13 protein-coding genes are annotated in these 14,151 nt (G+C 72.8%); 11 read left to right on the top strand and 2 right to left on the bottom strand.

What is annotated here, in order from left to right:
* Positions 1-38: 38 nt before the first annotated feature.
* The 7 genes from CHC04_RS16595 to CHC04_RS16565 all read left to right on the top strand — a co-directional run bounded on the left by CHC04_RS16595 (position 39) and on the right by CHC04_RS16565 (position 7,246).
* Positions 39-1,100 carry a Gfo/Idh/MocA family protein gene (locus CHC04_RS16595; RefSeq protein ID WP_089405073.1) on the top strand — a complete coding sequence of 354 codons (1,062 nt, stop codon included), beginning with the start codon at positions 39-41 and terminating at the stop codon, positions 1,098-1,100.
* The gene (locus tag CHC04_RS16590; protein WP_089405072.1) at positions 1,097-2,095 is read left to right on the top strand and encodes an NAD-dependent epimerase/dehydratase family protein; all 999 of its coding nucleotides are present in this window, start codon (positions 1,097-1,099) and stop codon (positions 2,093-2,095) included. Before CHC04_RS16595 ends, CHC04_RS16590 begins: the two co-directional genes overlap by 4 nt.
* Entirely contained in the window at positions 2,092-3,246 is a 1,155-nt protein-coding gene (locus CHC04_RS16585) for a DegT/DnrJ/EryC1/StrS family aminotransferase (RefSeq protein ID WP_217897417.1), read from the top strand. Before CHC04_RS16590 ends, CHC04_RS16585 begins: the two co-directional genes overlap by 4 nt.
* A complete protein-coding gene (locus CHC04_RS16580) occupies positions 3,243-3,938 on the top strand; it encodes an acetyltransferase (protein WP_089405071.1) in 696 nt (231 codons plus the stop codon). Before CHC04_RS16585 ends, CHC04_RS16580 begins: the two co-directional genes overlap by 4 nt.
* A 17-nt stretch (positions 3,939-3,955) precedes the next feature.
* Positions 3,956-5,074, top strand: a complete 1,119-nt coding sequence (locus CHC04_RS16575; RefSeq protein WP_217897416.1) for a DegT/DnrJ/EryC1/StrS family aminotransferase — start codon at positions 3,956-3,958, stop codon at positions 5,072-5,074.
* Complete coding sequence (locus CHC04_RS16570) at positions 5,067-5,672, top strand: acyltransferase (RefSeq protein ID WP_089405070.1); 606 nt, start codon at positions 5,067-5,069, stop codon at positions 5,670-5,672. Before CHC04_RS16575 ends, CHC04_RS16570 begins: the two co-directional genes overlap by 8 nt.
* A 74-nt stretch (positions 5,673-5,746) precedes the next feature.
* Positions 5,747-7,246, top strand: coding sequence for an oligosaccharide flippase family protein (locus CHC04_RS16565; RefSeq protein WP_217897415.1), 1,500 nt, complete (start codon positions 5,747-5,749; stop codon positions 7,244-7,246).
* Here CHC04_RS16565 and CHC04_RS16560 read toward each other — a convergent pair.
* A complete protein-coding gene (locus CHC04_RS16560) occupies positions 7,179-8,477 on the bottom strand; it encodes a glycosyltransferase family 4 protein (RefSeq protein ID WP_217897414.1) in 1,299 nt (432 codons plus the stop codon). The genes CHC04_RS16565 and CHC04_RS16560 overlap by 68 nt on opposite strands.
* Positions 8,474-9,226, bottom strand: coding sequence for a glycosyltransferase (locus CHC04_RS23660; protein ID WP_141233832.1), 753 nt, complete (start codon positions 9,224-9,226; stop codon positions 8,474-8,476). The genes CHC04_RS16560 and CHC04_RS23660 overlap by 4 nt, the downstream gene beginning before the upstream one ends.
* Positions 9,227-9,900: 674 nt before the next feature.
* Here CHC04_RS23660 and CHC04_RS16550 point away from each other — a divergent pair.
* From CHC04_RS16550 to CHC04_RS16535, 4 genes are all read left to right on the top strand, one after another.
* A complete protein-coding gene (locus CHC04_RS16550; RefSeq protein WP_089405067.1) occupies positions 9,901-10,896 on the top strand; it encodes a glycosyltransferase family 2 protein in 996 nt (331 codons plus the stop codon).
* Complete coding sequence (locus tag CHC04_RS16545; RefSeq protein WP_089405066.1) at positions 10,893-11,771, top strand: DUF6492 family protein; 879 nt, start codon at positions 10,893-10,895, stop codon at positions 11,769-11,771. The genes CHC04_RS16550 and CHC04_RS16545 overlap by 4 nt, the downstream gene beginning before the upstream one ends.
* A 95-nt stretch (positions 11,772-11,866) precedes the next feature.
* Entirely contained in the window at positions 11,867-13,201 is a 1,335-nt protein-coding gene (locus tag CHC04_RS16540; RefSeq protein ID WP_176450056.1) for an O-antigen ligase family protein, read from the top strand.
* Between the two features lie 3 nt (positions 13,202-13,204).
* Positions 13,205-14,098, top strand: coding sequence for a Wzz/FepE/Etk N-terminal domain-containing protein (locus CHC04_RS16535; RefSeq protein WP_089405064.1), 894 nt, complete (start codon positions 13,205-13,207; stop codon positions 14,096-14,098).
* Positions 14,099-14,151: the final 53 nt, after the last annotated feature.

The following is a 14,151-nucleotide window of genomic DNA, read 5'->3' as shown; positions in this document are numbered from 1 at the left end:
GCGCGGCGCGACCGGTCGAGGACCACGGGGAGAGAACAGTGACGACACCCACCGGCATCGCCGTGATCGGCGCGGGCTACTGGGGACCGAACCTGGTCCGCAACGCGCAGGCCACCCCTGCGCTCCGGCTCGAGTACCTCTGCGACCTGGACGTCAACCGGGCGCGCGCCGTCCTGGGGGACTACAGCACCGTGCGGGTCACCGACGACCTGGACGCGGTGCTGTCCGACCCCGCCGTCGCCGCCGTCGCGGTGGCCACGCCGGCGGCCACCCACGCCGGCATCGCGATGGCGGCGCTCGCCGCGGGCAAGCACGTCCTGGTCGAGAAGCCGCTGGCGGCCAGCCTCGCCGACGGCGCGAAGATCGTGCGCACCGCGGAGGACGCGGGCCTGGTCCTCATGCTCGACCACACCTACTGCTACACGCCGGCGGTGTCCCACCTGCGCGGGCTGGTGCGCGGCGGCGAGCTCGGCGTCCTGCAGTACCTGGACTCGGTGCGCATCAACCTGGGCCTGGTGCAGGCCGACGTCGACGTCGTCTGGGACCTCGCGCCGCACGACCTGTCGATCCTCGACTCGCTGCTCCCCGACGGCGTCACGCCGGTGAGCGTGGCCGCGCACGGTGCCGACCCGCTCGGCTGCGGGCAGGTCTGCGTGGCCCACCTGTCGATCCAGCTCAGCTCGGGTGCGCTCGCCCACGTGCACGTCAACTGGCTGTCGCCGACGAAGGTCCGCACGACGATCGTGGGCGGCTCGCGGCGCACCGTCGTCTGGGACGACCTGAACCCGACCCAGCGGGTGGCGGTCTACGACCGCTCCATCGAGACCCGCGACCCCGCGGAGCTGGGGGTCGAGGCCCGCAACCAGACGCGGGTGTCCTACCGGATCGGGGACATGGTCGCCCCGGCCCTCCCCGAGAGAGAGGCACTGCGCACGATGATGGGCGAGTTCGCCGCCGCGATCACCGAGGGGCGGCCCCCGCTCACCGACGGCCGGTCCGGGCTGCGGGTGCTGGCGATGCTGGAGGCGGCGAGCGCCAGCCTGCGCGCCGGCGGCACCGCGGTCCCGGTGGAGCAGGTCGCCGCGGAGGTGGCCGCGTGAGCGCCGCGGTGGAGCTCGCCGGCAGCCGGGTGCTGGTCACCGGCGGCGCGGGCACGATCGGGTCGCACGTCGTCGACCAGCTCGTCGACGCCGGGGCCGCGGAGGTCGTCGTCCTGGACAACCTCGTCCGCGGCCGGCTGGCCAACCTCGACCGGGCCCTGGAGCTCGGCGGCGACGTCGTCCGCGTCGTCGAGGGGGACATCCGCGACGTCGCCCTCGTGCACGAGCTGACCCGCGGGAAGGACCTGGTCTTCCACCTCGCCGCGCTGCGGATCACCCAGTGCGCCGAGCAGCCCCGGCTGGCGCTGGAGTCGCTGGTCGACGGCACCTTCACGGTGCTCGAGGCCGCCGCCGAGCACGGCGTGGCCAAGGTGGTCGCCTCGTCGTCGGCCTCGGTCTACGGCCTCGCGGAGGAGTTCCCGACCACCGAGCGGCACCACCCGTACAACAACGACACCTTCTACGGGGCGGCCAAGGCCTTCAACGAGGGCATGCTGCGCAGCTTCAAGGCCATGTACGACCTCGACTCGGTCGCGCTGCGCTACTTCAACGTCTACGGCCCGCGGATGGACGTGTACGGCGTCTACACCGAGGTGCTCATCCGCTGGATGGAGCGCATCGCCGCCGGTGAGCCGCCGCTGATCCTCGGCGACGGCCTGCAGACGATGGACTTCGTCCACGTCGAGGACATCGCCCGCGCCAACCTGCTGGCCGCGCGCGCCGACGTCACCGACACCGTCTTCAACATCGCCTCCGGCACCGAGACCAGCCTGCGCGAGCTCGCCGACCGGCTGCTCGCGGCGATGGGGTCGGACCTGACGCCGGTGCACGGCGAGGCCCGCAAGGTCAACGCCGTCACCCGCCGGCTGGCCGACGTCACCGCGGCCCGGGAGCAGCTGGGCTGGACCGCGCAGATCGGCCTCGACGAGGGCCTGCGCGGGCTGGTCGAGTGGTGGCGCGCCGAGTCCGCGCCGGCGCAGGAGACCCTGGCATGACCCTCGTCGACGTGCCCGCGCTGCCCACCATCCCGGTCATGAAGCCGTGGCTGGGGGAGGAGGAGGCCGAGGCCGCCGCCGAGGCGGTGGCCTCGGGCTGGGTGGCACAGGGGCCGCGGGTCAAGGCGTTCGAGGAGACCTTCGCCCGCCGGATCGGGGTCCCCGAGGCGGTCGCCGTCTCCAACTGCACGACCGGGCTGCACCTGGCGCTGCACCTGCTCGGCGTCGGGCCCGGCGACGAGGTCGTCGTCCCGTCCTTCTCGTTCATCGCCACCGCCAACGCCGCCCGGTACGTCGGGGCGCAGCCGGTGTTCGCCGACGTCGACGCGCTCACCGGCAACCTGACCCCCGCGACGGTCCAGGCGGTGCTGACCCCGCGCACCCGCGCCGTCGTCGTCGTCCACCAGGCCGGCGTCCCCGCCGACGTCCCCGCACTGGAGGCGCTGCTCGCACCGCGGGGGATCGCCGTGGTGGAGGACGCGGCCTGCGCCATCGGCAGCACCCTGCGCGGCCGGCCGGTGGGCGCCGGCGCGCACCTGGCCGCCTTCTCCTTCCACCCGCGCAAGCTGGTGACCACCGGCGAGGGCGGCATGCTGACCACCACCGCGCCCGAGGTGGCCGCCCGCGCCCGCCGGTTGCGGGAGCACGGCATGAGCGTCAGCGCGGCCGACCGGCACGCCACCGGCCGGGTCGCCCCGGAGCAGTACCTCGAGCCCGGCTTCAACTTCCGCATGACCGACGTGCAGGCCGCCATCGGTCAGGTGCAGCTGACCCGGCTGGACGCGATGGTCGCCCGCCGCCGGGAGCTGGCTGCCCGCTACCGCGAGCTGCTCGCCGACCTGCCCGGCCTGCGGATGGTCGCCGACCCGCCCTGGGGGACGACGAACTTCCAGTCCTGCTGGGTGCTGCTCCCCGAGGACGCCCCGGTCGGCCGGGATGCCGTCCTCGAGCGGATGAGCGCGGCCGGGATCTCCTGCCGCCGCGGCATCATGGCCGCCCACCTCGAGCCCGCCTACGCCGACCGGCCGCGGGTGAGCCTGCCGGTCACCGAGCGGCTCACCGCCGACAGCCTGGTCCTGCCGCTGTTCCACCAGATGACCGAGGCCGACCAGGACCGCGTGGTCGATGCCCTCCGCGCGGCACTGCGGTGAGCGCGACCGCGCGGCCGCTGGTCGTCCTCGGTTCGGGCGGCGCCGCCCGAGAGGTCGCCCAGCTGCTGCGCGCCTGCCCCGACGCCGCCAGCGTCCCCGTCGCGGTCGCCGGCTTCCTCGACGACGACCCCGCCCGCGCGGGCACCGCCGTCGACGGCGTGCCGGTGCTCGGGCCGACCGGCGAGGCCGCCGACCACGCGGCCCGCGGCGCGCTGCTGCTGGCCTGCGTCGGCAAGCCCGGCGCCCCGGCCTCCCGGCAGCGGCTCGTCGACCGGCTCGGCCTGCCCGACGAGGTGTGGGCCACCGTGGTGCACCCGCTGGCGAGCGTCTCCCCGGACAGCACGGTCGGCGCGGGCTCGGTCCTGCACGCCGGCGTCGTCCTCACCGCCGCGGTCACCGTCGGCCGGCACGTCTACCTCATGCCGCACGTCGTGCTCACCCACGACGACGACGTGGGTGACGCGGCCACCTCCGGCGCCGGCGTCCGGCTGGCCGGTGGCGTCTCGGTCGGCGCCGCCGCCTACCTCGGCTCGGGCGCCCTCGTCCGCGAGCACCGCCGCATCGGTGCCGGCGCCGTCGTCGGCATGGGCAGCGTCGTCCTCCGCGACGTGCCGCCCGGTCAGACCTGGGCCGGCAACCCCGCCCGTCCCCTCACCCCGTCCCCGGCTGCCCTCCTGGAGGCCTCCCTGTGACCACCGTCGACCGACCCGTGACGACCCGCCCGGTCCCGCTGGTCGACCTCGGCATCCAGCGCGACCGCATCGCCGACGAGGTCGCGGAGGGGTTCGCGCGGGTCCTGGCCACGACCGCGTTCGTGCAGGGCCCCGACGTGGGCGCCTTCGAGGAGGAGTTCGCCGCCTTCACCGGCCGGGCGCACTGCGTCGGTGTCGGCAACGGCACCGACGCGCTGGAGTTCGCGCTGCGGGCCGCGGGCGTCGGCGCGGGCGACCCCGTGGCGCTGCCGGCCAACACCTTCGTGGCCAGTGCCGAGGCGGTGCTGCGCGCCGGCGCCCGGCCGGTACCGGTCGACGTCGACGACGAGCACCTGCTGCTCGACCCGGGAGCCCTCGAGGCGGTCGGGGGGGAGTGCCGCGTGGTGCTGCCGGTGCACCTGTTCGGCCAGATGGCCCCGATGGCGCAGATCCGCGAGGTCGCCGAGCGGCACGGGCTCGTGGTGGTCGAGGACGCCGCGCAGTCGCAGGGCGCCACCCACCGCGGCGTGCCGATGGGCGGGTGGGGCACCGCGGCCGGCACGAGCTTCTACCCGGGCAAGAACCTCGGCGCCTACGGCGACGCGGGCGCGGTGACCACCGACGACGCCGGCGTCGCCCGCACCGTGCGGCTGCTGGCCAACCACGGCAGCGAGGTCAAGTACGAGCACCCCGTCCTGGGCTTCAACTCCCGCCTGGACACCCTGCAGGCGGTGGTGCTGCGGGCCAAGCTGCACCGGCTCGCCGGGTGGAACACCGAGCGGGTGGCCGCCGCCGACCGCTACGCGGACCTGCTCGCCGGCGTGCCGGGCGTGCGGCTGCCCTCGGTGGCGCCCGGCAACGAGCACGTGTGGCACCTCTACGTCGTGCGGGTGGCCGCCCGCGACGCGGTGCTGGCCGACCTCAACGCGGCCGGGATCGGGGCCGGCGTGCACTACCCGGTGCCGGTGCACCTGACCGGCGCGCTGGCCCCGCTGGGTCACGGGCCGGGCGACTTCCCGGTCGCCGAGCGGGCGGCCGGCGAGATCCTCTCCCTGCCGCTGTTCCCGGGCATCACGCCCGCCCAGCAGGAGCGCGTCGCCGAGGTGCTCGCCGGGGCGGTGGTGCGGCATGGCTGAGCCGCCCGGCGTGCAGGTGCACCGGCTGGGGTTGTGCGAGAGCGACGACGTCGGCCCCGGCACCCGGATCTGGGCCTGGGCGCACGTGCTGCCCGGCGCCCGCGTCGGCGCCGACTGCAACGTCTGCGACCACGCCTACGTCGAGGGCGGCGCCCGCCTCGGCGACCGGGTGACGGTGAAGAACGGCGTCCTCGTCTTCGACGGCGTCGACGTCGGCGACGACGTGTTCCTCGGCCCCGGCGTCGTGTTCACCAACGACCTGCGGCCCCGCGCGCACGTGAAGAAGGGTGCCGACGCGCTGCTGCCGACCGTGGTGGAGGACGGCGTCACGCTCGGCGCGGGCACCGTCGTCGTCTGCGGCACCCGCATCGGCCGGCACGCCTTCGCCGCCGCCGGGTCGGTCGTCACCCGCGACGTCCTCGCGCACGCCTTCGTCGCCGGCAACCCCGCGCGGCAGCGCGGCTGGGTCTGCTCCTGCGGCGAACGGCTCGACGACGAACTGACGTGCCCAGCGTGCGGGCGTGCGTACGCCGGCACGGCCGACGGCCTCGCGGAGCTCGGTGACGTAGAGCTGGTGCGCGCGGCCGAGCCACGGTGACCGGGACCCCGGAGCGCGCCGGCCTGCACGGTCGTGCAGGGCGTGCCCTGGGGTGGAGCTTCGCCAACACTGCCGTGAGCCGGCTGAGCACCCTGGCGATCGGGATCGTCCTCGCACGCATCCTGGGGCCGGCCGAGTTCGGCACCTACGCCGTCGCGCTCCTCGTCCTCATGGCGCTGCTCAGCATCAACGAGCTCGGCGTCAGCCTGGCGATCGTCCGCTGGCCCGGGGACCCCCGGGAGATCGCGCCCACGGTGGCCACTCTGTCCGTGGCCGGAAGCGTGCTCGTCTATGCGCTCTGCGCCGGGCTGGCTCCGGTGCTGGCCGGGCTCGTGGGCGAACCCGATGCCGTACCGGTCATCAGGCTGCTGGGTCTCGGTGCCGTCATCAGTGGCGTGGTGGCCACCCCTGCGGCGATGCTGCAACGAGACCTGCGCCAGCGGCGGAAGATGGTCATCGACCAGGTGGGCGCCTGGGTCAGTGCCTTGACGTCGCTTGCCTGCGCCCTCTCGGGGCTGGGCGCGGTCAGCCTGGCCGTGGGGCACCTGGCCGGCACGCTCGTGGGGGCGGCGCTGTTCATCGCCGCGGTGCCGGGGGCCGTGCGGCTCGGTTTCGATCGCGTACACGCCCGGGCACTGCTGAGGTTCGGCCTCCCGCTCGCAGGCGCCAGCGCCGTCGTCTTCGCCGTCGGCAATGTGGACCGGCTCGTCGTGGGGGCTGTCCTCGGGCCCGTCCCCCTCGGGGTCTACGTCCTCGCGGCGAACCTCTCGCTCTGGCCGGTGAGCGTCTTCTCCCAGCCGGTCCGAGCCGTCGCACCGGCGCTGTTCGCCCGCCTGCAGCACGACCCCGTGGCGATGCGGTCCACTTTCACCGCGTGGGCCGCGCTCCTCGCGGCCGTGGCGCTCCCCGCCTGCGCGCTGCTCGCGGGAGCAGCGGGCTCGCTGGTGCCCCTGGTGTACGGATCGGCCTGGTCGGCAGCAGCCGGCGTACTGCCCTGGTTGGCGGTGGCCGCCGCACTGCGCATCCTGTTCGAACTCGCCTACGACCTGCTCGTCGTCCTGGCCCGGACGAGGACGGCGCTCGTGGCCCAGGTGGCGTGGCTGGTCGCGGCTGTCCCGGCGACCGTGGTGGGCGCACACCTGGCCGGGTTGTCCGGGACGGCGGCCGCACAGGTCGCGGTGACGGGCCTCGTCGTCCTGCCCGTCTACCTGGCCGGTCTCCGCCGGGCCGGCATCTCCGTCGGGACGCTCGCCGCGCGTGTGTCGCCCGCCGTCCTCGTGGCCGCGGCGGTCGCCGTACTCGGCTGGGTCGTGGTCGTCCGGGTGGACAGCGATCCAGTCGCCGTCCTGACCTCCACGGCCATGGCTGGGGCCGGGGCGCTGGTCCTCCTCTTCCGTGAGCGGAGCACACTGCGCGGCTTCCGCGCTTCCCGGTCGGTGGACTCACCGTCCGACGAAGCCGTGGCGGCTGGGGAGGTGCCGGTCGACGGCGCTCTGGGCTTGCCGCTCAGCGCGGACTCGACACCGATGTCCCCGCCTGTCGCAGGGCCGCTGCGGCATGCTCCGTCGCGTTGAAGTCGTCCCGCGCGACGTCGCCACGGAGCCGCCGGGACCGCTCCCGGACCTTGTGGCCGAACAGTCCGCCGAGCGATCGGCCGAGGTCGGCAGCGCGACGTAGAACGTCCGGCCGGGCCGCGACGGCGCGCCGGTAGATCCCCTCCTGGGTGCGTGCGGCCGCTTGGAGGCTGAACCGTTCGACGGCGAGCTCCCGCCCGAACCGGCCCAGCGACGCGCGCAAGGAGGGGTCGGCCACGAGCGGCAGCAGGATGGACGTCAGCCGCTCGACGGCGCCCTCACCGTCCCCGATGCCATACCACCCCTGGTCCAGGAAGGTGTCGACCGACCGGGGAGTCAGCAGTTCCCAGAACGCCCGCTCGCCCTGCACGACGAGTGGGCGCCCGAAGGCCAGCGCACGCAACGCCGAGCCGCCCATCCCCAGGACGACGTCGGCCGCGGCGTAGGCCGGACGCGGGTCGGTGAGTTCGCCGGTGAGCACGACGGCCCGGCGGCCGGCTCGCGCATTGGCCCATTCGGCGTGCTGCGCGACCGTTTTCCGCGCGCCACCGTCCCCGACGACGACGAGGCGGACCGGGCGTCCGGCCGCGGCGAGCGAACCGACGGCATCGACGGCAGTGAGGATCCCCTCGAGCTTGAGCTCGGGTACCAAGCGGGAAACGACCGTGACATCGACCAACTGCTCGCCGGTGGTGGACAGCGTGCGGTCCTCGAGGCCGAAGCGGACGCGGAAGGCGTCGGTCGGGACCCCGGGAGCGTTCGCCACCACGTCGACCGGAGGTTCCAGGAGATCCACCGGGCCCGGACGCCCGATCTGCGAGCTCCGTCGGATCGCCTCGGTCCCGACGACGAGCGGCAGGTAGCGGGGTAGGAACGGGGCCACTGCCATCGACATGACCGTGCACACCGCCGCAGCCCTCGTCCCCAGGCACGCGGCCGCCGCCTCCACCCCCGGGGGCCACTCGTACCCGTGCACGACGTCGACGCCCGAGCCTCGCACGAGGCCGCGGATCCGACGGGCGACCCCAGGGGACGGCCGTCGTCGTCGTCCGGGGAGGGGGAGACGGGGGAGGCCGAGCTCGTCCACGCGGGTCAGCAACGGGCCGTCATCGCTGAGCACCGACACGTGGTGTCCGAGCTCCCGGACCGCAGCAGCGAGCTCGATGGCGTTGAGCTGACTGCCGCCGATCTCCATCGCGTGCGGGTACACGACGATGCGCAGCGCCGTCACCGGATCACCTCGACGGAGGTCTGCAGCGACAGGAGTGCCTCCAGCGCCTCCGCTCGCGCGGCCCAGCTGTGGCTGCCTGCGAAGGCGCGACGAGCTCGTACCTGCTCCGGGATGCGCCCGGACGTCGACAGCGCCACTACCTGAGCTGCGAAGTCCGCCGGCTCGATGGCCGTCCGGATCAGGTCCGTGTCAAGCCACTCGGTGGCCGGCAGGGGGGTCGAGACGACAGGCCGCCCTGCAGCGAGGTACTCGAGCGTCTTGAGCGGAAAGCTCGCCCGGTTGAACGCCGTGTCGGCATACGGCGTCAGACCGACGTCGATGAGGCGCAGGTAACCCGGCAGTTCCTCGAACGCCCGGGCGCCCACCCAGCAGACGTTGGGACGGGCGGCCAACGCGTGGACCCGGTCGGAGCGGTGTCCGCTCGCCTGTGGGCCGACGAGCAGCAGTGAGATCCCCGCGTCCGCGACCGCCTCGAGGAGCGTGAGCTCGATCCGGTCGTTGAGGAACCCGACGAACCCCGCGACAGGAGGACGGAGGGACACATCGGTCGGCAGGGGAGCGTCATCGACGTCGGCGTAGGCCTCGGGAGCGCAGCCATTGGGCACCAGGTGCACGCGCCGGCCTCCCTCCGCTAGGCGCTCGGCGAGCACCGGCGACACGGCCGCGACGGCATCGGCTCCGCGCAGGGTCGCCCGCTCCTGCCGGGCCAGGCGTGCCCTCGGCACTCCCAGGAGGTCGGCGCCGGCCACGTGGTCATCCGTGGCGAAGTAGACCCGGCGGAGGGCCGGGACGGCCGACCACGGGGCTGCGACGTGCGCGGACACGACGCCGCGAACTGGTGCCGATCCCGGGTCCTGGGGCGCCAGGCGCCTCAGTGCCTGTCGGATCGCTCGCGCCACCAGCGGGGCCTCCAGTGGGTGCACGAGGGCTCGTGAGATGGCTGGCGGGACACGGGGGGAGATCACGGCCAGGGTCTCACTGACGACGCGGGGGCCACGCCCCGGCGGGGAGGTGCCCGTCGACCGCCGGGTGCGGACCCGGTTCACGAGCGACGTCGGGGGGTCGACGTAGACGACAGGGGCACGGCGGGAGAGCGCGTCGGCCACGTGGCGGTCGGTTCCCGCCGGGCCGTGATACGGCGTGGTGGCGACGTACACGAGCAGGTCGCGACGACTCCTGGTGAACGCGCTGCTCACCGTGCTCCCGAGCACCACGCCTCCCACGGTCCCCGTCACCGTCCGAGCCGGAGATTAGCCGTGCTGAAGAGGGACCGGGACGCTCCGCGTCCTGCGATCTCCCACTGCCGCGGCCTCGGTCACGATCCATCGCCCGTCCGGTACGCCAACCCGCTGACGTGGGGCGATTCTCCCCGTACGGTCGCGGCGACCAGGCCAGTTCTGGGCCGCGCGGACGGAGGTGACCCGTGTTCCCCCTCGATCACGACGGTGCTCTGGCCCCAGCCGCTCCGGCGCGGGCCGGTCTTCCGCCGGTCGAGCATGCGCCTGCCGTGGACTGCGCGGTCGTCGTGGTCACCTACGAGAGCGCCCAGTTCCTTCCTCGGCTGCTCGACAGCCTCCCTGCGGCGGCCGGTGGACGCACGTACTCCGTGGTGGTGGTCGACAACGCCTCGACCGACCGGGTCCGCGATGTCGTCCGTGGGCGCAGTTGCGTCAGGTTCGTGCAGTCCGATCGCAACCTCGGCTACTCCGGAGGCATCAACCTCGCTGCCCGGGACCTACCGGACTGTCGCTGGGTCCTCGTTCTCAATCCCGATCTCACCCTGGGTCCCGGCGCGATCTCAGCGATGATCGAGACGGCGCTCCGAACCGGAGCCGCGGCCGTCGTCCCACGCATCGTCGACGGCGACGGCCAGACATCCTTCTCGCTCCGGCGGGAGCCGACCCTGCGCCGGTCCGTCGGCGAGGCGCTGCTCGGTGACCACGTCCCCGGCCGGCCCGGGTGGGCGTCCGAGATCGTGCGGGGCCCAGCGGTCTACGGGCAGGAGCGGACCGTCGACTGGGCGACCGGTGCCGCGATGTTGGTGAGCCGGTCGGTGTTCGACCACGTCGGCCCGTGGGACACGCGCTACTTCCTCTACTCCGAGGAGACGGACTTCTGCCGCCGGATCCGGGCGGCGGGGGGTCGGATCCGCTACACCCCGACGGCAGTCGTCTCGCACAGCGGGGGCGGTTCGGGGACGTCGCCTGCGCTCGTCGCCCTCTGTGCGCTCAACCGGGTGCGCTATGCGCACAAGTGGCACGGCGGCGGGGTCGCGTCGGCCGCGTGGGGGGTGGCCGTCGTGCACGCACTGTTGCGGATCACCCGTCCCGGGGAGCGCGCCTCCCTGCGCGTCCTCACGTCGGCCCGGGCTCGCCGGCTGCTGCCCGGCGCGTCGACGGCTGCGGGGGGACGGACGTGACCCGGCTGGCCGTGGTGACACCGAGCTACGGCCCTGACCTCGAGTTGTGCGCCGACCTGAACCACTCGGTCCTCCGCCACTGTCCGCAGGACGTCGTCCACGAGATCGTCGTCCCTTCCGCGGACGCGCCGCGGTTCCGGTCGCTGGCCGGGGACCGGACGCGCGTCCGGGAGGTCGGTGACTTCCTGTCCCGCAGCATCCGGCAGGTCCCGGGCGCCAACGTGTGGATCGACCTGCGCCGCCCATTCCCGCCGGTGCGGGGATGGATCACCCAGCAGATCGTCAAGCTCGCCGTCGCAGCGCGTTCGGACACCGACGTCGTCCTGCTCGCGGACTCCGACATCGTCTTCGTGCGGCCGGTCCTGCCGCAGTCCTACGTCTCCGGCGACGACGTGGTCCTGTACCGGTCGGACGACGTCGTAGGGCCGCACATGCCCCGTCACGTCCGCTGGCACGCCGTGGCCCGAGCGCTCCTGGGTCTACCACCGACGAGGACGGAGAGGCTGCCGGACTACATCGCCACGCCTTGTCCCTGGGATCCCGCCGTCGTGCGCAGCCTGCTCGCCCACGTCGAGAGGGTGGCCGGTCGGCCGTGGCAGCGGGTCATCGGCGCTCAGCTGCACTTCTCCGAGGAGATCCTCTACGGCGTCTACGTCGACGAGGTGCTCGGATTCCGCACCGGATCCACGGTGACTAGTGACATGCGCTGCGGCACTCACTGGGAGGAGCGAGCGCTGGACCTTGAGGGGGTGCGGCAACTGCTGGCCACGTCTCCTCCCGACCACCTCGCCGTGATGATCTCGGCCAAGTCCGGGACTCCGGTGGACGTTCGTCGCACGGCACTGCTCGAGTGGGAACGGTCGGCGGAGGGATGACACGGGACTTGGGTCAGAAGACTCGACGGCGCGAGGGCCCACGAGTCGATGCACCTGGCCGTTCGACGTCCCGGCCCGCGTTGACGGGTGTCTCCGTGACGGCGTTGAGCTCGTTTCCGCACCAGAGTCGCGAATCGCACGTGGTCGCTGCAGTCGGCACATACGCGCTGTGCCTGTTCGTGTTCCCATCCGACTTGGTGCTGCGTGTGGTCGGGGGTCAGGGGTTCGTGGCCAGCCTCGTCGCTCTGGGCCTACTCGGAGGCTGGGGGTTGTCGGTCCTGCTCGGGCTCCACAATCCCCTGCTGGTGCGGCACCCCACGCGGGGCGTCGTCGGACTGTGGGCGGTCACGAGCCTCGCGTGTTGGGCAATGACGCCCTTCCATGGCCTGAGCGGAACACAGCAGCTGAGTGCGGATCGCTGGATCATGCTCATCGCATCGTCAGCCGGCGTGGTGCTCGTCGCAGCGGAAGGACTCGAGACCCGCGAGGCGCTTCTGTCGGTGCTGAGGTTGGCCGTGTTGGGCGCGGCTTTCTGTTCCCTCGTTGCGGTTCTGCAGTGGGTCCTCACGCTGGACCTCAGCGGCATCATCCGCCAGTCCCTCCCGGGATTCGAGGTGAACAGCACGTACAGCGTCTACCAGCCGCGCGGGGCCCTCACGCGCGTGACCGGGACCACGCTGCACCCGATTGAGTTGGGCGTGGTCGCAGGGATGATGATGCCTCTCGCCCTGGCCCTGGCGATCCAGGATCGCAGCCGGGGGGCGTGGCGACGGTGGGGTCCGGTGGCTCTCATCGGCCTGTCCGTACCGGCCTCCGTATCTCGCTCCGCGGTGCTGTCGGTCCTGGTGGCGTTGGTGGTCTTCGTCGTGTTGCTCCCCGCGCGGACGCGAGCGAGCGCCGTCGTGTTCCTCCCCGTGGGAGCGCTGCTGCTCGTCTTGGCCCGGCCGGGGTACATACGAACCCTGGCGACCTTCATCGGTGCAGGTAGCGATGACCTGTCCGTCTCATCTCGCCTGGACGACTATCCGATGGTCCAGAAGATGGTCGCTGAGCACCCGTGGCTCGGGACGGGTGGCGGCACCTTCATGCCGCTCGACGCGCTCGACATCCTGGACAACCAATACCTGAAGGGCGCCGTGGAGCTCGGGGTAATCGGGCTGACCGGCGTGGTGGCCTGGTTGGTCATCCCGGTGGTGACAGCGCTGCACGCGCGGCATCGGAGTGCGGATCCCACGCTGCGACTGGTGGCTGCGGCCTTGGCGGGTGCCGCCTGCGCAAATGCCGTTTCATCCGCGACATTCGATTCCCTGTCCTTCAACATGTTCGCTGGCTTGCATGCGCTCGTAGTGGGGTGCATCGGCGCCTGTTGGATTCAATCCGGGCGGCAGCCACCACCCGTTCCCGACCCCTCGCCGCCCAACAGGAGTTGACCCGTGGATCTCTTCGCCATAGCGCGTACCCTGCGCCGACACTGGCTTGTCAGTGCAGTGGTTATGTTGCTGACGGCGCTCGCGGCTGGCTGGGTGCTCTTCGTGATGCCGCGTACCTACGAGGCCACCGGTACGTATGTCCTCGTCAATCCGGCCGCTCCTCCGACGGATGCACAGATGGCCGCCGACCCGTCTCTGGTCGCTGTGAACCGCAACAACCCGTATCTGCGCTTCAGCAACCAGGCCACTGTCAGCCAGGTGTTGGCAGGCCGAGTCAGTGGGGACACCGTTCGGGAGGCGCTCAGGGCACAGGGCGCCAATGTCGACTACACCATCGCTCCATCGGTCGACTTCGGGGGGACCGGGCAGGTCATCGAGATCGTCGGTACGGGGATCAGTCCCGGGGAAGCGCAGGAGACGCTGCGACTCGTCACCGAACGCATGGAGGCAGAGCTATACGACATGCAGAAGGTCTACGGCGCCGATGACAGCGCGTTGATCTCGGTACTCCCAGTGGCAGAACCGACCTCCGCACGACTCAAGGTCTCCGGCCTCGTGCGTTCGGTCGTCGGCCTCGGAGCCGCTGGCGTGATCGTCCTGTTCATGTGCATCTCCATCGCCGAGGGGCGCGCTCCTCGTCCACGCGCGCCGGGCGGGCGGGACACCGGGACCGGGAATGGCATCGGTACCTTGCCTCTCTCCGCCCCGGACATCACGCGCTCCCGGACCGGTCGACTCGCGCATGTCGAGTCCTCGGAGTTCCTCTCGGGGCTCGAGGTCGCGCCGCGACCGCAGGGGCCTGAACAGGACGGTCCGCCGTCGGGACGCCACTCCGCGGAGATGGAGGAGGATCCCCGTGTCGGCTCTGCCCGCCTCTCGTCTGCTGATCTGCACTGAGGAGACCGTGGCGATCGTCTGGCCATCCCGTGGTCATCCCGACACCGCATCCC

Origin of the sequence: Geodermatophilus saharensis (assembly GCF_900188205.1) — a bacterium.
Classification (GTDB): domain Bacteria; phylum Actinomycetota; class Actinomycetes; order Mycobacteriales; family Geodermatophilaceae; genus Geodermatophilus; species Geodermatophilus saharensis.
Note: the sequence above shows the minus strand (reverse complement) of the source record. Positions and strands in the feature narration are given on the sequence as shown.